Here is a 22,663-nt window from a genome sequence, read left to right as displayed (position 1 = left end):
GTTACGAATCTTTCTTGCGATGCATGTCCCAAAAGCTTTGCATCGCTTCAAGGCAAATCTCCGGTTGTTCTTCCGGTACGAAATGTCCGCACTCGGGAACGGCAAATCCGCTAACGTGATCGGCGTATTGTTTCCAACCCTCTAAAACGTTCCAGATTTTTCCGACCACGCCGTCGGCTCCCCATAACACCAGCAACGGCGTTTTGATGCGTTGGTCTCTATCGACGTGATCGTGTTCCAAGTCGATGCCAGCCGATGCGCGATAATCCTCGCAGATGCCGTGAACACACGCAGGGTTGGCATAACAGCGGATATAATCGTCCAATACCTCTTTAGAAAAGCGTTCAGCCGCTTTTGGACCGACTTTGTTGGTTAGGTTGAAATGAATGAAAAATGCAGGGTCTACGCTGAGGGCGCGTTCGGGGAAAGGAAATTTTTGAATGTAAAAGAACCAATGCCAGTATTTGGTTGCAAACTCACGGTTGGTTTCTTTGTACATGTCATAGGTCGGTAAAATATCCATAAGCGTACATGTCAACACTTTTTCGGGGTGATCAAGAATCAGCCGATGCGCCACGCGAGCCCCTCTGTCGTGCCCGACGACATGGAATTTTTGGATACCGAGCTTTTTCATAACGCTCACGTTGTCTTGTGCCATGACGCGCTTGGAGTAGTTGGAGTGATCTTCCAAGCCTATGGGTTTGGAGCTGTCGCCGTAGCCTCGAAGGTCTGTTGCGACCACACGGTATTTTTGGGCTAAAGTAGGGGCAATGTCACGCCAAATGAGATAGTTTTCGGGATGACCGTGCAGTAAAAGAATGGCTTCTTCACCGCTTCCGCCCACCCACGTATTGATCACAATGTCTTCTTCAACCTCTACATGTACGTTTTCAAATCCTTGAAAATAAGCTTCTAATGCCATGGTTACGCTCCTCGTAAAAGTTGGGCTCGAACGAGCGGTTTGATGCCGCCGGCTTCTAGGATACTCATCACGTAAGGCGAGAGCGGCTCGGCGGTTATGAGAATGCCTTTTTCATTGGAAATCGTACCGCTTTTTAAATCCACTAAGAGAGAATCTCTGGATTGAACGTATTTTAAGATATGAGGACAAACGATAAGCGGAAGAGCTAGATTGATCGCGTTGCGGTAAAAGATGCGCCCGAACGACTCGGCGATAATCGCTCCTACTCCTACGGCTTTGAGCGTAATGGCGGCGTGTTCTCTACTGCTACCGCAACCAAAATTCGTGCCTGCGACGATGATGTCGCCTTGTTTAACCGTATGAATGAACTCGGGGTCGACTCCATGCATCGCGTATTTGGCAACGTCTTCGACATCGGTGTATTGCACGAAGCGGCCCGGATAGATTTGATCGGTGTCGACATTGTTACCGAAAACAAAAGCCCTTCCTTGTAGGTTCGTGTTCATGCGTTCTCCTTTACGATATAGGGCGTGGGATCGACGATCTTGCCCTCGAGTGCCGCGGCGGCAACGGCGGCGGGCGAGCCTAAGAAGATGCGTGCTTGGGTGTCGCCCATACGTCCGGGAAAATTGCGATTGGTCGTGGTAATGCATGTTTCATCTGAGGCGAGCATTCCCTCGTGCGTGCCCAAACACGCCGCACATCCGGGCGTTACAAAAGTCGCCCCCGCTTCCACCAAGCTTTGCACATACCCTTTTGCCATGGCTTCCAAAAAGACGCCTTTGGACGCGGGAACGATAACAAAACGCGTGCGAGGCGCAATATGTTTGCCTTTTAAAATCCCAGCGGCGATGCCGATGTCTTCGCATCTGCCGCCCGTACAAGATCCTAGATAGGCTTGATCGACGGGCGTATCGATGAATGTTTGAATGTCAAAGACGTTATCCACGCTGGAAGGTGCGGCAAGTTTGGGCTGAAGATGCGTAACGTCAAAGCTGACCTGCGCCGCATAGACAAAATCGGGGTCGGTATGATAAATCTCATACGGGCGCGTCACTTTTTCGTTTAAAAAAGCCATCGTAACATCATCGGGTTGGATGTAACTGGTCTTTGCGCCCATCTCCGTACTCATATTGCACAGTGCCATACGCTCGGAGATGCTCAAATACTGCAAAGTCGAGCCTGCCAATTCGACCGCTTTATAAACGGCAAAATCCGCACCGAGCTCTCCGATGGCGTGCAAGATGATGTCTTTGGCATAAACACCCTGAGGCGGTTTACCTTCAAAGTTGATCTTGATGATCTCAGGCACTCTAAACCAGAGCTTGCCCGTTGCCAAGATGATGGCCAGATCGGTTGCACCCACGCCCGTTCCAAAAGCACCGAATGCACCGTGCGTGGTCGTATGCGAATCGGTGATGACGATGATTTCCCCCGGATGCGCTAAACCTTTGTCGGCAACGACTTGATGGCATACGCCTTGGTCGATGTCCATGAGCATCTCAATGCCCTGATCCCAGCAAAATTCACGAAACGCCTTTTGGTTTTGTGCTTGCATAATGGTCGAAGCGGGGGCATAGTGGTCGAGAAACATCATAACGCGGCTGGGGTCATAGACTTTGACACCGCCCATTTCGTGAAAGGAGCGCACCGTTTGTAAATACAAGTCGTTAATACCGGCAAGATCAACTTCGCAGTTGACGATTTCGCCCGTTGTAACGCTATCCTTTCCGGCTTTGTTTGCCAGCAATTTTTCGATCGCATGCATTAAAAATCCTTCGCTTTGATTTTGGATAATTGTATGATAAATAATTATACAAAAGCAAATAATGTATAATCATAGACAATATAATGGAGGGTAATATGGACTCGAATCTTCTCAAAGTTTTTGTGGCGGTGAGTGAGCAAAAAAGCATCTCTTTAGGGGCATTGGAGCTTGGTTTCACCCAATCTAACGTCACGCTTCGCATCAAGCAGTTGGAAAAGACACTTGGGTATGAGCTGTTTCATCGTGTTCCCAAAGGCGTCATTTTAACCCAAGAAGGCGAAAAACTCTATCCTTTGGCAAAAGAGATCGTTCAGAAAATCGAAAATGCCTCGATCCAGATGCAAAACATGAAAGAACAAACCCTGCTTCGTATCGGCACGAGTCAAGCCAACGCAACCATACGGCTTTTGCGTTTTATCGAGACTGTGCAACGCGATTTTCCTTTGATGTCTTTGGAAGTCTACACAAGCGGAACGCCGAGCGTTTTGGAAAAACTCTTGGCGTATCAAATCGATATTGCGTTCATCACGGGCGATCCGAAGCACCCCGACATCGAAGTACTCAATCAGTTCAGCGACGATTTGTACCTTGTGGAACCTCAAGACAAACGCTGCCCCAATACGCTGATCGGCTATCGTGAAAAAAGTACGCATTTTGATTTTTTAAAGGCACACGAAGAGCAAACAGGGAATAAAACGTATCACACGATGATCGTGGAAAACTACGAAGTGATGCTCGGATGCGTGAAAGCAGGGATGGGGAAAGCCTTTTTATCCAAAAAAATCATCGAAAAGTTTGGTTATGAGAGGGCATTGAAACTGACCAAATTGGAGCAAAACGAGTGTGACTTGCAGACGCGTTTGGTGTGCCGCAAAGACAATGTTCCGTTTATTGCGGATTATTTGCGCACATTTGGCTAAAACCTTACATGTAAGGTTTTAGCACGGTAAAAACAGTCTATAAATTGAAATAAGGATCGCTCAATGCTCCGAGCTTTTTAGCGATGGCAAACGCCGCTTCTCTTCCGTCGAGTGCGGCATTGACGACCAAGTTTGCGCCTCTGACCACATCGCCGCCCGCAAAGATAAAAGGATGGCTGGTTTCTTTGTTGGAATCTACAATCAGCGTATTGGAGCGGCCTACCGCAAGGTTGAGCTCTTCGTAAAAACTAAAACGTTTTGCTTCAAAGCCGAGTGCCAAGATAATACTATCCGCCGCTAAGGTTTGCACGCTCTCTTCTTTGGTTTGCAAACGGTTGTTTTCATCAAGGTAGGTTTCTAAGATTTCAAGACCGACGACGTGACGGTTTTCATCGACCAAAGCTTTTTTGGGCAGAGCGTTAAAGCGAAATACCACTCCCTCTTCTTTGGCATTGACGACTTCGGCAGGACTTCCGGGCATACTCGCTTCGTCCCGTCGGTATACGCATGTCACGCTTTTGGCTTTATGGCGAATCGCCGTGCGTAAAGCGTCCATCGCCGAGTCTCCGCCGCCGATAACGATGACGTTTTTGTCGCGTAAAATCGATTGTTGAAGCGCATGATCTAAAAGATTTTTTTGCGTTTGCGTGAGAAGCTCCATCACTTGATGCACGCCTTTGGCATCTTCGTTTTCCATTCCCGCATTGCGACCGAGCGGAACGCCCAAGCCCAAAAAGACGGCGTCGAATTTTTCTTGAAGTTCGCTCAAACTCACGTCTTTACCGACTTCGGTGTTAAGGTGTACTTTCATTCCGGCATTTTTCATCCACTCGAAACGGCGTAAAATGACGCTTTTGGGAAGTTTGAAATTGGGAATTCCGTACATCAAAAGTCCGCCTACGCGATTTTCCCTTTCGTAAAGCTCGACGTCGATGCCGGCTCTGAGCAAGAAAGTTGCACAACTAAGCCCCGCAGGACCGGATCCGACGACTGCGACTTTGAACGTGCGTTCGCTTGCCCGACCGTAAAAAGGAACGGCTCCCTCTTCGATGGCTTTTTCGTTAAGATAGACTTCGACGTTGCCGATAGAAACGGCATGATAGGGCGTTTTCTCTAACGTACACGCACTTTCGCACAAGCCTTTTTTAGGGCAAACGCGACCCAAGATTTCAGGGAAGGGCGAGCGTGCGTTGGAAAGTTCGAATGCGCTTGCATAGTCGTGCTCGTAGGTTTTTTTCAGCCATCTGGGAATGTTGTTGTTGAGCGGACAGCCCGTACGACAAAACGTAAATTCACTCTCAAGCCCTCGCAAAAGATCGATGGGGCATTGCAAACAACGGCTAGCTTGCGCCTTAGCTTCGTTCTCTTCAAAGTTATGGTAAATCGGATAATAATCTTGTGTACGTTCCTTTGCCGGGCGCTTTTTCGGGTATGCTTTTGCAACGGTTTTATACTCTCTCATGCTCTTCCTCGATAATTTCTATGCTGTTGACATGTAACTCTTGTCCGCCGATCATCTCGACTTCCGCACTTTGGCATTTCGGGCAGACAAAACGGTTTTTGCTTACGACGCTTCGTGTGCCGCACGCTTTGCACAAAAGCACGACGTCGCACGTTTCAATCTCCAAGACCGCGTCGCGACAGATCGTATCTTCTTTAAAGGTTTCAAAACACTGTTCGAAAAAATGAATCTCGATACCGCTGAGTCGTCCGATGCGAACGCTTAGGCGTTTAATCGCTTTGGCGCGATGCTTTTTCGCCTCTTTTTCGCACACGTCGATCAGCGATGCGACGATGGAATACTCATGCACGTTTTAGCCTTTATCGGCTTGAAGCGTTTCAAACGTATCATAATCCGCCACGCGAATCGCATCGGTCGTACAGACTTGCACGCACGAGGGACCTGTGGGAAGATGAAAACAAAGATTGCATTTTTGCGCGATCAAACGTCCTTTTTGAGGATTGAGCGCGAGTGCTCCGTAGGGACAAACCAAGACGCACGTACCGCAACCGACGCACGCTTCTTCGTTGAGGCGAACCGTATCGCTCGTCGTCTCGATCACGCCGTGCGGACAGACGCTCACGCAAGGTGCATCTTCGCAATGCATGCATTGAAGTGGCGCGGTTTTCCCATCGATCTTTATCACGCGATTGCGCGAAAAAAGCGGTCGCTTGGTCGTATAGGCTTCTTCAAAACGAATGCCCGCATTGGCGGCGGCACAGGCGAGTTCGCAACTTAAACACCCGATACATTTGCGCGAGTCGGCTACAATAAATCGATGTCGCATCTTAACGCTCGGTACAGGAGATACAAGGATCGATGCTGTTAAAAATCAGCGCAACGTCCTCTATTGTGTTATTTGGCATCATAATTTTGAGTGCTTCCCAGTTCATATACGTCGGAACCCTCCATTTCATACGTTCGGGCTTTCGCGTGCCGTTACTTTTGAGGTAATAGACCAACTCCCCGCGCGGTGCTTCAGTACGGGAGACGGCTTCTCCCTCGGGCACGATCGTTTTGACATGTAAGGCGATTTCGCCTTGCGGCAAGGCGTTTAAAACTTGGCGTACGAGCGCGATCGACTCTACGATTTCGTACAAACGCACGAGTGCACGCGAGAGGACGTCGCCGTCTTGTTTGAGAATGACCTTAAAGTCCAAAGAGGCGTACGCCGCGTAAGGAGCGTGTTTGCGTACGTCGTTGTCGACGCCGCTGGCTCTCGCGACCGGACCTACGACGCCGAGTTTGAGGGCATCTTCGTGCGGTAAAACGCCTACGCCTTTTAAGCGTTTGATCAGCATTTCGTCGTGTTCGAAGCGTTCGATAAAACGCTTGATTGCCTCTTCGTTTTGATCGAGCGTTGTTTGGATGGCGGTTATGAGCGTTGGATCGAGGTCAAACTTAACGCCGCCGATCGTATTGGCGCTTAAGTCCATACGATTGCCCCAAATACGTTCTTTAAGGTCTTGAAACGCTTCGCGCGTCTCGAGAAAATCCCGCATTAACGCACCGTCGTGGATCAAATGCGAGAGCATACCCAAATTGAAAAGATGGCTAGCGATGCGCTTGATTTCGTCGGTTAAAACGCGAAGGTATTGTGCGCGCATCGGAACGTCGATACGCGCGATTTTTTCCACCGCCATACAGTAGGTAAAGGGATGGTTGTTAGAGCAAAGCGCACACACTTTTTCGGTAATGATCAGGTTTTGTAAAAAGTTTTTTTGCAGTACGATCGATTCGATGCCTCGATGCACGAAACCGTTGACCATGTCGACGCTTTTAATCGTTCGAGCGTCGTCGTTGGGCTCGATCTTAAAGTAAACGGGTTCTTCCAGCGCGACGTCGAAAGGGCCTAAAATCACGGTTGTTTTATCCATGGCGTGCCTCCTTTTGCGCTTTGACTTTATTCCAAAGCGTTTCGCTAACGCGTCCGTTCATCATCGACGAGAGCGAGTAGTACTCGTCTAAAACGCTTCGATCAATCGAATCGTCTAAAAAGAGACGTTGGGGATTGGGATGGTTTTGAAGCGTGATACCGTAAATTTCGCTGAGTTCCCGCTCCGTCCAATCGGCACTTTTAAATAAAGGCGTGATCGAGAAAACGCATCGATCGGCAACATACACTTTGACGTTTGCCATAACGCCGCCGCAGTCAAAATGGTACACAAGTTCGTGCGCCTCGTCTTTAGCGTACGCGCTAATCATACACACGCGTGCTTCCATTCGGCGTAAAAGCTCCGCTAAGGCTAAAAAGAGCGTTTGATCGTCCGTTTCACACCAAAGGCTGTCGTAATGCGGCGTAAAACGTAACGGATTGTTGTGCGCGGTTAATGAGTCGTTCAAGGTTTTTTCAAGGATGTGCATTTAAAGAACTCGCTTTGTAAAAGTAGATTCGCGTCGGCATTTCGGACAGAGGTTAAAGAGCGATCGAAGAGCATCGTCTTGTTTTGAAAATCCTTTGTTAAGGAGCGAATCGGGTGTTGTAATCATCGGTTCGGAACATTTCGGGCAACGATCAAACGCCAAAGTCGCCGAAGTGATCGCCGTGTATTTTTGACTTTGCGGTAAAGCTTCGGCGCGTACGTCGCTCAGCGCGATCGCTCCGGTCGGACAAAAGTAGGTACAATTGCCGCATAACGTACACGAATTGTGCCAAATGATGAATTCGTAACTTTGTTTAAGTGCCTTACATGTAATGTCGATCGCTCCGGCGGGACAGACGAAAGCACAGGTTTGACAGACGATACACTGCGTTTGATCGTAAGAGAGTTTGCCTTTATACGCGCTCATGCTCCCTCCTTGTCGCGGTAGAGTCGACAGGCGAGCACCAAACCCTCAACGATACTTTGCGGACTCGGCGGACACCCCGCAATATTGACGTCGACTTCGACGAAGCGATCCAAAGGCCCTTCGATCGAGTAGCTATCCCGAAAAACGCCGCAACTGATCGGGCATATGCCCATCGCAACGACGATTTTACGTTTGGGAAGACGTTTGAGGGTGGATTCTAAAAAGGGTTTGGAGCGTGCGGTAATCGAACCCGTCACGATCACGACGTCGGCTGCTTCGGGATCGTTCGTGTACGTACAGCCTAAAGTATCAAAGCCGAATTTCGGCACCAGAACGCTGGCTAAAAGCTCGACGTCGCAACCGTTACACGAGCCCGTGTTGATGCGATATACGTTAATCGGATTCAAACTATTCTCTCTTTAAAGCGTTTTTGAATGTAAATTATACATTTTTAATCTAACTGAAAAATAAAAGCTTTTTTTAAGTAGCGTATTCTAGCACAAAAAAACTTCTTTGTCGTGACGAATGTGTTACAATAAGCTCTTTAGTGAGACTTTTTGCCTAAGCCTGTTCCACGATGCCTTTTTACCGATGAAATCCGGTACTAAAGCTTTGTATTATGAAGCTCATGAAAAAAGTCCATTCCAATCGTAAAGGAAACCTATGCCTACACGCGAAGATGCGCTTGCGCTACTCAAACGTTATAACTCGAATGCCCTCGTGACGCACGGACTTGCCGTCGAGGGTACGATGCGGTATTTTGCCGAGAAATCGGGGGAAAATAAGGAGCTTTGGGGAATCGTTGGATTGTTGCACGACGTCGATTACGAACGCTATCCCGATGAACATTGCCGTAAAGGTGCCGAAATTCTTCGTGAAAACGGTTATCCCGAAGAGGTCGTTCGCGCGATGATGTCGCACGGATGGGGAATCTGTACCGACGTCGAACCGCTCTCGCATATGGAAAAAACTTTGTACGCGGTCGATGAACTCACGGGACTCATTACCGCGTGCGCACTGGTACGACCGAGCAAGTCCGTGATGGACTTGGAACTTTCCTCGGCGAAAAAAAAGTTTAAAGACAAAGGCTTTGCCGCGGGTGCGAGTAGGGAGGTGATCCAAAAAGGAGCCGACATGTTATATGTAAGTATCGACGAACTGATCGTCGACGTCATATCGGCAATGCGCGCTATCGCGCCGAGCTTGGGTTTGGAGATGAAATCCTAATTTAGCGTCGTCGTTTACGGGCGGGGGATTTTTTGACCATCGGTCGATAATCGACGATGGTCGTCGTCCCTTTTCCCGGATAGCGTTTCATCTCAAAATGCTCGCTTAGCTTGGCAAGAAGCGAGGTTAATTTACTCGACCCGTAGGTGCGCGGATCAAAATCGGGCGATTGGCGTTTGATGTACGCACCGGCTGCCGAAATACTTGCCCACCCTTCTTCGTCTTGCGTCTTCTCCCAACCGATATGCAAAAGCTTGATCAACTCTTTGAGTGCGTCGTCATCGGCTTTGGGTGCCGGTTTGGCTTCGGGAAGCTCTTCTAACGGTTCGGGTTCGATACTGAGGTTTTCGGTAAAGATAAAATCGTCGCAGGCATTGCGAAAGGAAAGCGGCGTTTTATGCTCGCCGAATCCGAAAACGTAAATCTCCGACTCTTTGAGGCGTGAAGCCAACTTGGTAAAGTCGCTATCGCTCGAAACCAGTGCAAACGCATCGAATTTTTGCGTGTAGAGCAAATCCATCGCATCAATGATCATCGAAGCATCGGTCGAATTTTTGCCCGTCGTATAGGCGAACTGCTGAATCGGCTGAATCGCCAGCTCGTTAAGCCGCTCTTTCCAATTTTTAAGGTAACCGCTCGACCAGTCGCCGTACGCCCGTTTGACGATAATGCGCCCGTGCGTCGAAAGTTCTGCTAAGATCAATTCCAATTTACTTTGTTGTGCATTGTCCGCGTCGATAAGGACGACGATACGCTTTTCTTCGCTACCGTTTTTCATGATGTGATACCTTTGGTTTAAGAATGCTCTAACGTTTATTATAGCTTAGTTTAGGCATTAAAGCGTTTTAGCGTCTGCGGCTTGTTCGGGTACGTTTTTCCATAAAAAAGAGCGAAACGCAAGAGCAAGGCACAAGGCAAGGAGCCCTTGAAGCAAAAGCGTAGGTTCCACGCCGATACGATGCGAAATCGTACCGATCAGCAACGCTCCGATCGGTTGCATACCGAAAAGTGCCATCGCGTAATAACTCATCACGCGTCCGCGCATACGAACGTCGGAGAGGGTTTGTAGCAAGGTATTGACGATCGTCGTATGCAGCATCATGCCGAGTCCGGAGAGTGCGGCAAATACAAAAGCGGGCAAATCGACGGTACAAAAGGAGAGTGCAACGATGCTGCCGCCGAGCAAGAGCGTCGCAAGGTATAAAATTTTTTGGTGATAAAGGATGCTCGACAACGAAGCCAGCCGTGCGGCTCCAAAGAGTGCGCCGATACCGACGCAACTAATGAGATAACCGTACGTCAAAGCGTTACCGTTTAAAACTTCTTTGGCGACGATCGGTAAAAGCGTCGCGTAGGGTAACACGCAAAAGCTTATGAGTGCCAACAAAACGATCAGCTTGAACAAATAAGGCGAAGTCCGAACGTAACGTAGCCCCTCTTGCAAGTCGCCGAGCAATTTTTGCTCCGTAACCGGCGGTACATACGAGGGAAGTTTCATCATCGACAAGGAAGCGATAACCGCCATAAAACTCAATGCGTTGAGCATAAAACAAAGGCTTGCCCCTAAACTCTCCAAAACCAAACCGGAGAGTGCGGGACCTACGAGCCTTGCCAAATTGACCATGGAAGAATTGAGCGCGATGGCATTGCCTAAATCCTCGTTTTTCGCAACGAGCAAGTAGACAAGCGATTGGCGCGCCGGAAGATCGAAAGCGTTAATCACGCCTAAAAAAGTGCTCAAAAGTAAAATTTCCGTGACGCTATAATGCGTGAATGCCACGACCAGCGTTAAGATGATCGCTTGCGTCATTGAAAGAATTTGCGTGAACAAGAGCACTTTATAACGATCGTAACGATCGGCGACGATTCCCCCGATCAGCGAAAAGACGAAAGAAGGAAACTGCGTCGCAAAGACGTTCAAGCCCAACATAAACGCGGAGTGCGTTTGCATGTAAACAACCCAATAAACGGCCGTTCGTTGCATCCACGTCCCCATCAAAGAGATCGATTGACCCGCAAAAAAGAGCCGATAATTACAACTTTGAAAAGCCCGAAAGGTGTTGATATTCATGATACTCATGGCTTTTGGTTTAAATGAAATTCAAGGTGTTTATAAATTAAATTGTGTCATAGGATTATCGACAATACTTTCTATATTTGAAATTTTTGCCTAGTTGTAAGTGCATAAAAGTTTGCTGTACGAACATCTTTTTCAATCTTATCTAGTTTCTTTAAAAAAGCTTCATTATTATCAACACGACTGTAGTTAATACCAAAGCTTTGTAGATACGAGGGGCTTTTTTCTAAGGTAGCAAGTAAACTTTCTGCTAAATCTTTTTTAAATTTTTCTATTTTTCCATGATGCTGAGATTTTGGGTATTCTAAATATTTAAATGGGGCAATATCAAAACTTATTTTTGTTTCATCATCTTTTGTTACAACTACGGGTTTATCAAAAGCTATACGAAGACCAAGCTCAAACATAACATTTGGATTTTTACCGCTTACATCACAGATGACAATGTCATTTTCAAATAAATTTTTAATTATATTGGTATGGTTGATACCTGATGCTTTCTCTTCACTCACAAGCTGAACGCGAGTAAAACCACAATTCTTTCCAATATTTTCATAAATGTTTTTAATTTCTTCCCAATGTTTTGTGGAGTATCCATCCATTGTCGAAATTGGCATGATGATACCACAGCTTAATGATGGTTGTTCATTTTCCATTCAAAGTTCCTTTTGAATCATCTCAAGCGTCTCTTTAAGCTCTGTAATATGATTTTGGCACACTTCAAAAACAATTTCAGCGTTTAGATCAAAATAGTGATGGCTGATGATGTCTCGCATACCTGCTACTTCGCTCCAAACAATTTGAGGGTAGTGAGAGAGAAGTTTTTTGTGAGTGATTTTGTCGAGGTTTTTGACGCTTTCGCCGAGTGCGATGATTTGCATACAAATGCCATCGAGTTTTTCAATACCTTCTTCAGTGTCTAAAAAGTCATTGATAGCGTGAATGGTAGAAAAACGTTTTTCGACTCTTTCGCAAGAGAGAATCATCTGTTCAAGAATGTTTTTTACAAGTTCTTGTTCAGACACGCACGCCTTCTTCAAGAATGATTTTTTTCAGCAGAGGATTCATGCGTTCCCTTAGTTGCACGATGTCAACGTTTCGATGCAGTTTTTCTTTGGCTTCGTGCATGATGCGTACCAGTAAAAAAGCATCTGTCTTTTCGAGTTTGACGGCAATGTCGATGTCGCTGTTTTCATTTTCTTGATGTTTGGCAAAAGAACCGAAAAGGTAAAGTTCTGGGATGTTGTATTTGGCTTTGAGTTGTTCTAAAGTGTTTAAGACTTCTTGGCGTCCCATCGTTTATCCTCTCTTAATAGTTTGAAAAATTATAACATACTTTGAAAATAAACCTCTCTTTTAGCGCAGTTATCTTCGTGTATGTATCAGAAAGTAAATCTCTTCTTAGCTCTTTTTCACACTTCTCAAATTCTCATACATTCGTCATTTGCGTGAGCTACAATATTTAGTGTTTAGATTAAGTCTAATAATTTATATTTTATTAAGAAATTTCTTACATGTCAAAAAGAGTTTACGAAAAAGGAGAGGCACCTATGTTTGAAAGTTTTAAAGCAAAAGCGGAAGCGTCGGGTAATACCGAAGTGAAGCGTTTTGCGACAACCTCAGAGGCATTGGGGTTTATCGAGGCGTTTATGGCGCAAGAGGGCGTTAAGGATGAAGCGGGTTCGTACGCCGTATGGGCGCAGAGTCCTATTTTAGAAGCATTTGACAATGAAGCGATGGCTCAGAAATTTCCGGGACTTCATTTTGACGTGACGCGCGAATTGGCAAAAGGAGCCAAAGTAGGCATTACCCAACTGAAATGGGGGCTTGCGGAGACGGGCAGTATGGCGCAAGACTCGACCGATGTGACGCAACGCCTTGCTTCGGCACTGGCGTGGATTCACGTAGCGATTTTGCCGACGTCAAAAATCATTGCGGATATTCCGGCATTGATGAGCAAAATGCACCCCAAAGAGGACAAATACATCACGCTGATTACGGGTGCGAGTAAAACCGCAGATATTGAGCGCGTGCTTGCTATCGGGGTGCATGGCCCTGAGCGATTGGTGATTGTGTGTGTGGATGATTTAGCGTTAGAAGGAGTAGCATCATGAAAGAAGGTATGTCGGCATCGATTCATAAAGCCCTTGAAAATCAAAACTTAGCCGGTATTTTAGACCGGTGGAATTACCCGGCAACCCGAGCCAAAGCGTTTGAGGGCGTTGACTTTGAAGCATTGCGTTCGAAAATCGCCGATATTAAAGGTGAAGCGGCGGGGCATTTGGATGAGCTTGCCCAAACGTTTAAGAAAAATGCGGAAGCAAATGGCATCAAAGTCTTCATCGCCAAAAGTCCCGATGAAGCGCGCGAGTACATCGCCAATCTGTGCAACGAAAAAGGGGTCAAAAAGATCGTCAAATCCAAGTCGATGGCAACGGAGGAAATTCATCTGAACCATTTCCTTGATCAATTTGACATTCAATCCGACGAAACCGATTTGGGCGAGTGGATCTGTCAGCTTGCGCACCAAACGCCCTCCCATATGGTTATGCCTGCCCTTCACTTAACGAAAGAGGAAATTTCCGACCTCTTTGCCGCGGAGACCAAACAACCGTTGGACAGTGACATTCAAAAACTGGTGAAAGTGGCACGTAAAGCGATTCGCGAGAAATTCTTTGAAGCCGATATGGGCATCTCAGGAGCCAACATCGCTATCGCTGAAACGGGCTCCATCGTCATCTGTACCAACGAGGGCAATGCCCGCCTTGTCACAACGCTCCCGAAGATTCACGTCGCATTGGTTGGTCTTGAAAAACTGGTTCCTAACTACACCGATGCCGCGCCTATTTTAGCCGCGCTTCCACGCAATGCAACGAGTCAGCTTCTCACCAGTTACGCTTCATTCATTTCAGCTCCAACGCTAAACGATGATGGGACGATGAAAGAGGTGCATATCGTCTTGATGGACAACAACCGAACCGCGATGGCAAAAGACCCGAAATTTAAAGAAGCGCTTCAGTGCATTCGCTGTGCCGCCTGTTTGAACGTCTGCCCCGTGTACCGTCTGGTGACGGGTCATGTCTTTGGTGACATCTACACCGGTGGTATCGGTACGATCTTAACGGCGTGGTTTAATGAACTCAAATCCGCTGAAGACATTCAAGCGCTCTGCATTGGTTGCGATAAATGTAAAGAGATTTGCGCTGCGAAGATTGATATTCCAGGTCTTATTTTAGAAATTCGCCGTCGTGCCGCTGCGAAAGAGGGGTTGCCGTTTATCTACAAAAGCGCGCTTCAAGTCATCAACAACCGCAAGGTTTTCCATACGATGTTGCGCGCCGCTTCTGTGGTGCAAAAACCGTTTGTGAAAGAGGGCTTTATACGCCATCTTCCGATGTTTCTCTCAGGACTTTCGGAGTATCGAAGTTTGCCTTCTGTTGCGCCGTCTCCTTTTAGAGATATTTTCCCAACGATCAAACAACCTAAATGCGAACAAAAAGCGGCGTTTTACGCGGGCTGTGCGTTGGATTTCGTTTATCCCGATGCGGGCGTGGCGATTGTGAAGATATTAAACAAAGCGGGCATCGAAGTGCTCTTCCCTGAAGCGCAATCGTGCTGTGGTATCCCACACTGGGGAAGCGGTTCGTTTGATATGGCGGCCGACGCGGCGGAGCGCAACATTTTACCGCTTTTAGAAGGCAATCCCGACTATGTCGTGGTCAGTTGTGCGAGTTGTACGACCGCTTTGAAAAAAGAGTGGATTAAAATTCTTAAAGAACAACACCGAGAAGTGCTCATTCCGCAAGCTAAGAAAGTGGCGGAAAAAACCTACATGTTCACCGAATTGGTCGATAAGCTCATTAAAGAAAAACGCTTAACGCCTAAAGAGGGCATGGAACTTCATACCTTAACCTATCATGACTCGTGTCACGCCAAACGTCACGTAGGCGTTTTCAAAGAGCCTCGTGAAGCACTGAGTGCGGCAGGGTATGACATCAAAGAGATGAATGAATGCGATACGTGTTGCGGTATGGGCGGTTCGTACACCCTTAAACAACCCGAGATTTCGATGAAAATGCTCAAACGGAAGCTTGAAAACATCGAAGCGACGGGTGCGGAGTTCGTGACCGCCGAGTGTCCGGGCTGTTTGATTCAGATACGAGGCGGTTTGGATAAATCAGGTTCTAAAATCAAGGCGATTCACCCCGCCGAACTCATGGTCGATAAGTTTAAATAAAGTGTGAAGTCTACATGTAAGGAAGAAATTCCTTACATGTAGACTATTAGCGTTGATTTTTCAAGAACTCAAAGAAGGATTAGCGTGCGTATTGCTCTTTGATCTCTTCTTTGCTTGCTTCGCGTACGTCGGCAACGATCGCGTGGAAGAGGATCTCTTTGCCCGCAAAAGGGTGATTACCGTCTAAGATGACATGCTCTTTCGTGACTTCGCTGACGAGGTATAAGACGGATTCGTCGTCGCCGACTTCATCTTCAACGATCTCTTCAAACTGTTCTCCGACATGGACGTGTTCGTCAAAATCGCTTCGCGGTTGCGTCACGACCAAGTTTTCGTCGTATTCGCCGAACGACTCTTTTGCGCTTAAAACGAGCGTGACTTCATCGCCGATCTCTTTGTTTTCCAAAGCGTGTTCGACTTTTTCAAACAGATCGCCGTATCCTCCGTGGAGGTAAACCAACGGTTCGTCGCCCGTATCCAAAGGTTGACGATCACTTGCGTCAAAGAGCTGATAGCTGAGCGTAACCACGCGATTTTTTTGAATGTTCATTGTTTATCCTTCAAATAGTTTTTTAAACGCACGATGCCTTCGCGCATATGTTCGATGCTTCGCGTGTAGGCAAAACGCACATAGCAGTGTGTGCCGTTTTCGCCGAAATCGATCCCCGGCGTGAGCGCGATATGGATGTTTCCCAAAAGCTCTTTGGCAAACGCAAAGCCGTCGTCGGAATATTTCGAGACGTTTGCCCAGATATAAAAAGCACCCTCGGGTTTGGCGTCGATCTCAAAAAGTTGCGAGAGTTCGGCGTATAAAAAGTCTCGGCGGGCTTTGAACTCGGCTTTGATTTTTGTAAGGTAATGCTCATCAAAAGCTTCCAGTGCGCCGTATTGGCTAAGGGTGGGAGCGCAAATAAAGAAGTTTTGCGCCACCATTTCGGCATGGCGGATTTTCTCTTTGGGCACGATGACCCAACCCAAACGCTGACCGGGCATACAATAATACTTGGAAAAGCCGTTGATAACATAGACGTTATCGCTTCCAAATTCAAGGGCACAATGCGCCTCTTTTTCATAGGTTAGCCCATGATAAAGCTCATCGGAGATAAAAGCGATGTTTTTTGCTTCACAGTAGCCGACAAGCTCTTTGAGGTTTTCTTTACCGTAGATATTTCCCGTGGGATTGGCAGGGGAAGAGATTTGCAGAGCATCGAGTGTGTGTTCTTCTAAATGCTTTACATGTAACTGAAAATCGTCCTCTTTGCCGATAGGCATAAAGCAAGGCGTGATGTTCAAAAGATAGGCAAAGTTTTTGTAACACGGATACGAAGGGTCGCTAAAGCCTAAAGTCGCGTTTTTGCCGAGCGTTAAAGCATAGGCGATGAGAAACGCACCGCTGGTTCCGGGTGTTAAAAAGATTTGGTCGATGTCGATGGTGACATTGTACGTGTTGGCGTAATGCGCGGCGATCTTTTCGCGTAGTGCGATGAGTCCATGGCTTTGCGTATACGAAAAGCGGTCGTCGTCGATACCGACATGTAAAGCCTGTTTGACGTTTGGAGAGGGCGGAAGATCGGGTTGTCCGATCTCAAAGTGGATACAATCGTCGTATTTTTCCGCTTCTTTGACGATGTCCATGACAATAAAAGAACTCATTTTTTCACAACGCACGTTTATTCCTAACAATTTGAATACGAGAAGTCTATTATACCTATAAAAGATTTAAGCCAATGAAAAGTCGTTCATATGAAGCGAGACGTTTTGAAAGTGCACGGCATTGCTTATATTTTAATCAAAATAATTACGTTTTTGAAGGCATAATGCTGACGTCGTAAAGGGCACTTCAATGCTCAAAAGTAACGGAACACTTCTTGTATAGAAAGCCGTATCGAAAAAAATTATGAGGTGAACGATGCACGAATTGTATGCAACTCCCGAAGCAACTCATCGCTTTGCCAAACGATTTTCGCATTATAAAGATTTTTACGCACGCTTTGACGGACTGATCTTTTCCAAACTGGGATTTGGAACGTTTAAAAAAGAGCCGTATAAAGAAGAAAACTATCTGTTTGACTACAAAGAAGCCTTAAAAACGGCGATACGCAGCGGTATTAACCTGATCGACACGGCGATTAACTACCGTTACCAACAAAGCGAGCGAGAGATCGGCGAAGCGTTGGAAGAGCTGATACAAGAAGGTGAAATCAAGCGCGACGAACTGATTATCTGTTCTAAAGGCGGTTTCATTCCGCTCGATTTTCCGTTTCCTCAAAATCCTTACATGTGGATCGACGAACACATCGTACAAAAAGGCTTGGCGCGTCCCGATGAGATCGAACTCGATCAGCATTGTATGACGCCTGCTTTTTTGTACGATTCGTTGCAACGTTCGTTAGAAAATTTACGCGTCGAAACGCTAGACGTCTATTTTTTACACAATCCCGAAACCCAACTTCAACGTTTGGGGCGTCGTCATTTTTTGCATCGGCTCGAAGATATTTTTCGCTTGTTCGAAGCGATGGTTGAAGAGGGGAAAATACGCGCTTACGGCATTGCCGTTTGGAATGCGTTGACGTATGAAGAGCATAACGAAGAGCATATCAACCTCGAAGAGGTGTTTGACGTTGCACGTGAAGTCGGCGGTTCAAACCACCACTTTAAATACGTCCAACTTCCGTTTAATATCGCTAAAACCCATGCCTACTCTGTGCCGACGCAAAAGATGAGCGACGCAAAAGAGTACACGGTTTTACAAGTCGCCCATAAATTGGGATTAGGCGTTTTAAGCAGTGCTTCTTTGTTACAGATGCATCTGTTTAAGCGTCCGTTTAAGCCTGAAGTCGGCTATTTGCTCGATTCGAAAATGGAGCTTGAAAGCGACGTGCAATTAGCATTACAGTTTGTGCGTTCTACTCGCGGCGTCGTTAGTTCGCTTTTTAGTTCGAGCAATCCCGAACATGTCCTGACCAATCTCGGCATTGCCAAAACCAATGCCGCCACTCTTGCCAAATACAATCTTTTATACCAAGTGGAGCGTTAAAATGACGTATGACGTGATTATTATCGGTTCGGGTATCGCCGGACTGATGGCGGCGATTGAAGCGAAAAGCGAGACCAACAGTGTCGCCATCATTACCAAAGGCAATCTTTTTAAGTCGAACAGTGCCGTCGCCAGCGGCGGAATTAACGCGGTATTGGACCCTAAAGACGAAGCGGAGATTCAAAAACACATCGACGATACGCGTAAAAGCGCGCAAGGTTTGGGCAATCCAAAAGCAATTGCGTATTTATGCCGCCAAGCACCGCATATCATTCAAAAGCTCGTCGATTACGGTGTTGCTTTCGATCGCGACGAAAACGGAAAAATTTTACAACGCAGTTTCGGAGGCGGAAGTTCAAAACGCACCTGTTTCGTCGGCGACAGTACGGGTTCGGCAATTACGCAGGCGTTGATAAAAAAGGCGCGCTTGATCGGCGTGGATTTCTTAGTGAACCATTACGTGATGGACATTACAAAAATCGAGAAATACGTCAGCGGCATCGTCGTTTTGAAAAAGCAAGACTCTACGGTGGCGGTTTATCCGACCAAAGCCGTCGTATTTGCCGGCGGCGGATATGCGGGCATTTATCGAGGATACAGTACCAATGCCCAAGATTGTACGGGCGATTTGCTGAGCGTCGCGTTACGGGCGGGACTTAGTTTGCAAGATATGGAATTCGTGCAATTTCACCCGACGGGATTTGCTAAAACCAGCTACCTTGTTTCCGAAGCGGCACGAGGTGAGGGCGGATTGCTCGTCAATTCGCAAGGGGAACGTTTCGTGAACGAACTGGGAACAAGAGACGTCTTGGCACGCGCGATTTTTTCTCAAATCAAAGCGGGTCAAAAAGTCTATATCGATATGCGTCATATTCCCAAAGAAGTTTTGGAAACGCGCGTGCCTTCTTTGTACAAAAGTGCTTACAACCAAGCGGGCATCGACTTGTCAAGCGAGCTTTTAGAGATCAAACCCGTCGCGCATTACAGTATGGGCGGTATCGCTTCGGTGATGTGCGAATGCGACGTGAAGGGGCTTTTTATTTGCGGCGAGAGTGCTTCTTTAGGCGTTCACGGTGCCAATCGTTTGGGTGGAAATTCGCTTTTGGAAGGGGCGGTTTTCGGCGAACTTGCCGGGAAAAAAGCCAGAGAGTATGCGCATACGCGCGATCTTTTGCCGATCGATTATAGCGTCGTTATCAAAAATATGGATTTGGTACAACGCATTTTCGAGGGAGATTGCACGAAAAACTTCAACGCCATGCGCATTTCGGTCGGAAAGGTTATGTTCGATAAAGCAGGTATCTTTCGTAACGAAAACTCGTTGCAAGAGGCGTTTGATTATATGAAATATTTGCGTTTGGAAGCCAACACCTTGCATTGCATCGACAAAGGCAAACACAATAACGTCGAATTGATTTCGATTTTGGAGCTTCGTAACGCTTTGGAACTCTCCGAAGCGATTATCTTAGGCGCATTGCACCGCAAAGAGAGCCGCGGTTCGCATTACAGGGAAGAGCATCCTTACATGTCAAAAGAGGGAAATCGTCACGTTTTGGTCAAAGAGCTTCAAAAAGGCTTTTTCAAAGTTTCGTACGAAGATCAATGGTTGACGCGCTTTTTAAAAAAATTATTAACCTAAGGAGAAAAAATGGCAAAAGTAATGTTACGCGAAGAGGGAAACGAAATCTACTTTTATATCGCAAAAAAAGATATGGAAGAGACCATTAAAACCATCGAATTTAACAGCGAAGAAAAATGGGGCGGCGAAGTGGTACTGAGTAACGACGAAACGTGGTGGATACAACCAGGCCCCAAGAGTCTTCCGAAAGAAGAGGTTTGTAAAAAGATTTCGGAATAACATGTGGGTTTGTGGTTAAAATATAAACATAAAAAGTGGATATTAAATATTCATTTTGTCTATAATTACGTATCGAAACTAGCGGTTTAGGAGTGTACGATGGTTCCATTAGACGCAAAATGTGGAGATTGTCTGAACACGAGAGAACTAATGACACTCTATGAAACGGCTACGGTCGTTTCCAATTCACTGAATTTGGTCGCATCGCTTGAAAAAGCGTTAATGATTTTAAAAAATAGATTGCATCTTGAAAAATGCGTGATTCATACGCTGGGCGAAGATAATATTTTAAGCGTTTATGCCAGTATCGATTTTAGCAGACACCAAAAAGAGTTGGCGACGTATAAACTCGGCGAAGGCGTCACGGGGCACGCCGCGGAGAGTAAAGAGCCTGTCGTCATCGAAAACCTTCATAACGATATGATGTTTTTAAACAAATCGGGCAATCGCGATCAAAGCGCGATTTCGTATATTGCCGTGCCGATGTTGGTCGATCAAGAGGTCATCGGCGTTTTGGGTGCCAGTACGACGCGTAAGACGGCGATTGATTTTGAAAGTACGATTCGTGTTTTGACGATTTTGAGTTCGATTTTTGCTCAATCCATTCGCTCACACGATATTAATTTGAAAGAAAAAGAGCGTCTCAAAGAGTTGAAACTTTACTACAAAATGGAGTGGGACTCGAAGGTTCACAATTTCGGCGACATTATCGGAGAGAGTCCGAAAATGAAGATGGTCTACAATGTCGTCGAGCGGATCGCCGAAAGTAACGTCACGGTGTTGGTACGAGGCGAAACGGGTACGGGTAAGGAACTCGTCGCCGCCGCGATTCACAAACGCTCTAAACGCAAAGAAGAGCCTTTTGTGAAGCTCAACTGCGCGGCGATTACCGATACTTTGATCGAAAGCGAACTTTTCGGGCATGAAAAAGGGGCGTTTACCGATGCGAAAGAGGCGCGTAAAGGCCGTTTCGAACTTGCCGACGGCGGAACGCTCTTTTTAGACGAGATCGGCGATATTTCGGCTTCGGCGCAAGTCAAACTGTTACGCGTTTTACAAGAACGCGAATTTGAGCGCGTCGGCGGCAGTAAAACGATTAAAGTCAACGTTCGTTTGGTCGCCGCAACCAATCGCAATTTGGAAGAGATGGTAAAAAACGGGACGTTCAGAGAAGATTTGTACTATCGTCTCAACGTCATTCCTATCGACTTGCCGCCGCTTCGCGAACGCGGCGACGATATTGCGTTGCTCGTCAATTTCTTTTTACAAAAATCGATGAGCAATCATAAGAAAAAAGTGCTTATTACCGACGAAGCGATGGAAATCTTGTGCCAATACACGTGGCCCGGAAACGTGCGAGAGCTGGAAAATACGGTTGAGAGAATCGTATTGATGGGAAGCGAAGACGGTATTAGCGCGGATGAAATGCTGTTGCTTTTACCGGCGTTTAACCAAAAACTAATGTGCCAACGAAGGATCATGAGTGAAGAAGCATGAATTAGAAGCCCACATTAAAGAGGGCACGACGGTTCCTTTCATCGGAATGGGCGTTTTTAAAGGCACAAAAACCGAAGACGGCTTTCAAATTCCTTTTGATAGCGATTCGATGATTTTGGCGTTAAATTCGGGGCGTGCGATGTCTCCACGGCTGATGTACGAGTATTCGCGCGCGGCGATGAGCTTGGAACAACGCAAAGGACGAGCGTATATCGAAGGAATGACAAACCATATCTTTACGGCAAAGCCTTACGCGATGCCTGAGGTGTACGTGTGGCTCAAAACCTTGATGCCTCGCTACGTCGTCGATCTTAATCTGGACGATTCGCTGCTCAAACTGTACGATGCGACGGAGCATTTTTTGATTACGGGCGTGAGTCGTATTATGGCGGGGTATGATCGTTTTATCGTGTATCGTTACGACGTTGCGACTCAAACCTATACGCGTGTCGATAAAGAAGCCTTACATGTACAAATTCCTATCGTTTTTAAACCGCTCGGCTGTACGGTTCCCGAGAAAAACTTTATTATTTCCGATGCCGATTTTGTCGATTGGTTGACCGAAGCGATGGGTGGTTACGCGCTTCCTCCTTTATTGAAAACCTATAAAAACGACAAAAGCTATCTTTTCCTCGGCGTCGATTTCGATCGCGATACTTTTCGTATGGTAGCAAACGAGATTACGTTAGGATTGAAAGGCGGTTATACGATCAACGATCACGAAACGATGCGTAAAAAAGAGGAAAAGTTTTTGAAAGCCCATCGTGTCGAAAAGCTTCCCGTTTCATTAGAAACATTTTTAAAGAGTGCCGAGTAGCACTCTTTATAA

26 protein-coding genes are annotated in these 22,663 nt (G+C 46.6%); 9 read left to right on the top strand and 17 right to left on the bottom strand.

The features are described 5' to 3' along the window. Window position 1: 1 nt before the first annotated feature. The 3 genes from UCH003_RS07590 to UCH003_RS07580 are packed head-to-tail and all read right to left on the bottom strand — an operon-like array spanning window position 2 to window position 2,690. Window positions 2–922 (bottom strand): alpha/beta fold hydrolase, encoded by a 921-nt coding sequence (locus UCH003_RS07590; RefSeq protein ID WP_060826047.1) that lies wholly within the window; start codon window positions 920–922, stop codon window positions 2–4. Between the two features lie 2 nt (window positions 923–924). Then, the gene (locus UCH003_RS07585; protein ID WP_060826046.1) at window positions 925–1,428 is read right to left on the bottom strand and encodes a 3-isopropylmalate dehydratase; all 504 of its coding nucleotides are present in this window, start codon (window positions 1,426–1,428) and stop codon (window positions 925–927) included. Beyond that, entirely contained in the window at window positions 1,425–2,690 is a 1,266-nt protein-coding gene (locus UCH003_RS07580) for a 3-isopropylmalate dehydratase large subunit (RefSeq protein ID WP_060826045.1), read from the bottom strand. Before UCH003_RS07580 ends, UCH003_RS07585 begins: the two co-directional genes overlap by 4 nt. 95 nt (window positions 2,691–2,785) lie before the next feature. Here UCH003_RS07580 and UCH003_RS07575 point away from each other — a divergent pair, with 95 nt between their 5' ends. Continuing rightward, window positions 2,786–3,610 carry a LysR family transcriptional regulator gene (locus UCH003_RS07575; protein ID WP_060826044.1) on the top strand — a complete coding sequence of 275 codons (825 nt, stop codon included), beginning with the start codon at window positions 2,786–2,788 and terminating at the stop codon, window positions 3,608–3,610. Window positions 3,611–3,647: 37 nt separating this feature from the next. Here the strand turns inward: UCH003_RS07575 and UCH003_RS07570 are convergent, their stop codons facing one another. From UCH003_RS07570 to UCH003_RS07540, 7 genes are read right to left on the bottom strand one after another with little or no spacing between them, the layout of a single operon-like run. Then, window positions 3,648–5,072 carry a glutamate synthase subunit beta gene (locus tag UCH003_RS07570; RefSeq protein WP_060826043.1) on the bottom strand — a complete coding sequence of 475 codons (1,425 nt, stop codon included), beginning with the start codon at window positions 5,070–5,072 and terminating at the stop codon, window positions 3,648–3,650. Next, window positions 5,059–5,421: a hydrogenase maturation nickel metallochaperone HypA gene (gene hypA, locus UCH003_RS07565; protein ID WP_060826042.1), complete on the bottom strand. Its 363-nt coding sequence runs from the start codon at window positions 5,419–5,421 to the stop codon at window positions 5,059–5,061. Before hypA ends, UCH003_RS07570 begins: the two co-directional genes overlap by 14 nt. Window positions 5,422–5,424: 3 nt before the next feature. Then, window positions 5,425–5,898, bottom strand: coding sequence for a 4Fe-4S dicluster domain-containing protein (locus UCH003_RS07560; protein WP_060826041.1), 474 nt, complete (start codon window positions 5,896–5,898; stop codon window positions 5,425–5,427). 1 nt (window position 5,899) lies between these two features. Next, window positions 5,900–6,988, bottom strand: a complete 1,089-nt coding sequence (locus UCH003_RS07555; RefSeq protein ID WP_060826040.1) for a nickel-dependent hydrogenase large subunit — start codon at window positions 6,986–6,988, stop codon at window positions 5,900–5,902. After that, window positions 6,981–7,475, bottom strand: coding sequence for an NADH-quinone oxidoreductase subunit C (locus tag UCH003_RS07550; RefSeq protein WP_060826039.1), 495 nt, complete (start codon window positions 7,473–7,475; stop codon window positions 6,981–6,983). Before UCH003_RS07550 ends, UCH003_RS07555 begins: the two co-directional genes overlap by 8 nt. After that, on the bottom strand, window positions 7,476–7,901 hold the full coding sequence (locus UCH003_RS07545) for a 4Fe-4S dicluster domain-containing protein (protein ID WP_060826038.1): 426 nt from the start codon (window positions 7,899–7,901) through the stop codon (window positions 7,476–7,478). Next, window positions 7,898–8,308, bottom strand: a complete 411-nt coding sequence (locus UCH003_RS07540; protein WP_039675684.1) for an NADH-quinone oxidoreductase subunit B family protein — start codon at window positions 8,306–8,308, stop codon at window positions 7,898–7,900. Before UCH003_RS07540 ends, UCH003_RS07545 begins: the two co-directional genes overlap by 4 nt. A 256-nt stretch (window positions 8,309–8,564) precedes the next feature. Between UCH003_RS07540 and UCH003_RS07535 the strand changes: the two genes are divergently transcribed. Next, window positions 8,565–9,128 carry an HDIG domain-containing metalloprotein gene (locus tag UCH003_RS07535; RefSeq protein ID WP_060826037.1) on the top strand — a complete coding sequence of 188 codons (564 nt, stop codon included), beginning with the start codon at window positions 8,565–8,567 and terminating at the stop codon, window positions 9,126–9,128. Between the two features lies 1 nt (window position 9,129). Here UCH003_RS07535 and UCH003_RS07530 read toward each other — a convergent pair whose 3' ends face one another. The 5 genes from UCH003_RS07530 to mntA form a co-directional block, all read right to left on the bottom strand. Next, on the bottom strand, window positions 9,130–9,906 hold the full coding sequence (locus tag UCH003_RS07530; protein ID WP_060826036.1) for an NYN domain-containing protein: 777 nt from the start codon (window positions 9,904–9,906) through the stop codon (window positions 9,130–9,132). Window positions 9,907–9,963: 57 nt separating this feature from the next. Further along, on the bottom strand, window positions 9,964–11,199 hold the full coding sequence (locus UCH003_RS07525; RefSeq protein WP_060826035.1) for an MFS transporter: 1,236 nt from the start codon (window positions 11,197–11,199) through the stop codon (window positions 9,964–9,966). Window positions 11,200–11,279: 80 nt separating this feature from the next. Then, window positions 11,280–11,861, bottom strand: a complete 582-nt coding sequence (locus tag UCH003_RS07520; protein ID WP_060826034.1) for a hypothetical protein — start codon at window positions 11,859–11,861, stop codon at window positions 11,280–11,282. Further along, complete coding sequence (locus UCH003_RS07515) at window positions 11,862–12,230, bottom strand: HepT-like ribonuclease domain-containing protein (RefSeq protein ID WP_060826033.1); 369 nt, start codon at window positions 12,228–12,230, stop codon at window positions 11,862–11,864. Beyond that, the gene (mntA, locus tag UCH003_RS07510; protein WP_060826032.1) at window positions 12,223–12,501 is read right to left on the bottom strand and encodes a type VII toxin-antitoxin system MntA family adenylyltransferase antitoxin; all 279 of its coding nucleotides are present in this window, start codon (window positions 12,499–12,501) and stop codon (window positions 12,223–12,225) included. The genes UCH003_RS07515 and mntA overlap by 8 nt, the downstream gene beginning before the upstream one ends. A 254-nt stretch (window positions 12,502–12,755) precedes the next feature. Here mntA and UCH003_RS07505 point away from each other — a divergent pair, with 254 nt between their 5' ends. Further along, window positions 12,756–13,319: a LutC/YkgG family protein gene (locus tag UCH003_RS07505; RefSeq protein ID WP_060826031.1), complete on the top strand. Its 564-nt coding sequence runs from the start codon at window positions 12,756–12,758 to the stop codon at window positions 13,317–13,319. After that, window positions 13,316–15,442: an L-lactate dehydrogenase (quinone) large subunit LdhH gene (gene ldhH, locus UCH003_RS07500; RefSeq protein ID WP_060826030.1), complete on the top strand. Its 2,127-nt coding sequence runs from the start codon at window positions 13,316–13,318 to the stop codon at window positions 15,440–15,442. Before UCH003_RS07505 ends, ldhH begins: the two co-directional genes overlap by 4 nt. Before the next feature lie 79 nt (window positions 15,443–15,521). On the opposite strand, the gene UCH003_RS07495 is transcribed toward ldhH, so the two are convergent. Both UCH003_RS07495 and UCH003_RS07490 read right to left on the bottom strand, forming a co-directional pair. Beyond that, the gene (locus tag UCH003_RS07495) at window positions 15,522–15,992 is read right to left on the bottom strand and encodes an FKBP-type peptidyl-prolyl cis-trans isomerase (protein ID WP_041963418.1); all 471 of its coding nucleotides are present in this window, start codon (window positions 15,990–15,992) and stop codon (window positions 15,522–15,524) included. Then, the gene (locus UCH003_RS07490; protein WP_060826029.1) at window positions 15,989–17,110 is read right to left on the bottom strand and encodes a pyridoxal phosphate-dependent aminotransferase; all 1,122 of its coding nucleotides are present in this window, start codon (window positions 17,108–17,110) and stop codon (window positions 15,989–15,991) included. The genes UCH003_RS07495 and UCH003_RS07490 overlap by 4 nt, the downstream gene beginning before the upstream one ends. A 241-nt stretch (window positions 17,111–17,351) precedes the next feature. Here UCH003_RS07490 and UCH003_RS07485 point away from each other — a divergent pair, with 241 nt between their 5' ends. From UCH003_RS07485 to UCH003_RS07465, 5 genes are all read left to right on the top strand, one after another. After that, complete coding sequence (locus UCH003_RS07485; RefSeq protein WP_060826028.1) at window positions 17,352–18,479, top strand: aldo/keto reductase; 1,128 nt, start codon at window positions 17,352–17,354, stop codon at window positions 18,477–18,479. 1 nt (window position 18,480) lies between these two features. Continuing rightward, window positions 18,481–20,118, top strand: a complete 1,638-nt coding sequence (locus tag UCH003_RS07480; protein WP_060826027.1) for an L-aspartate oxidase — start codon at window positions 18,481–18,483, stop codon at window positions 20,116–20,118. A 9-nt stretch (window positions 20,119–20,127) separates the two neighbouring features. Then, window positions 20,128–20,337, top strand: coding sequence for a putative nitrogen fixation protein NifT (gene nifT / locus UCH003_RS07475; protein WP_060826026.1), 210 nt, complete (start codon window positions 20,128–20,130; stop codon window positions 20,335–20,337). 150 nt (window positions 20,338–20,487) lie between these two features. Next, complete coding sequence (locus UCH003_RS07470; protein ID WP_231964758.1) at window positions 20,488–21,834, top strand: sigma 54-interacting transcriptional regulator; 1,347 nt, start codon at window positions 20,488–20,490, stop codon at window positions 21,832–21,834. Continuing rightward, window positions 21,821–22,651 (top strand): SIR2 family protein, encoded by an 831-nt coding sequence (locus UCH003_RS07465; RefSeq protein WP_060826024.1) that lies wholly within the window; start codon window positions 21,821–21,823, stop codon window positions 22,649–22,651. The genes UCH003_RS07470 and UCH003_RS07465 overlap by 14 nt, the downstream gene beginning before the upstream one ends. Window positions 22,652–22,663: the final 12 nt, after the last annotated feature.

It is taken from the genome of Sulfurospirillum cavolei, from assembly GCF_001548055.1.
Taxonomy (GTDB): Bacteria; Campylobacterota; Campylobacteria; order Campylobacterales; family Sulfurospirillaceae; genus Sulfurospirillum.
Note: the sequence above shows the minus strand (reverse complement) of the source record. Positions and strands in the feature narration are given on the sequence as shown.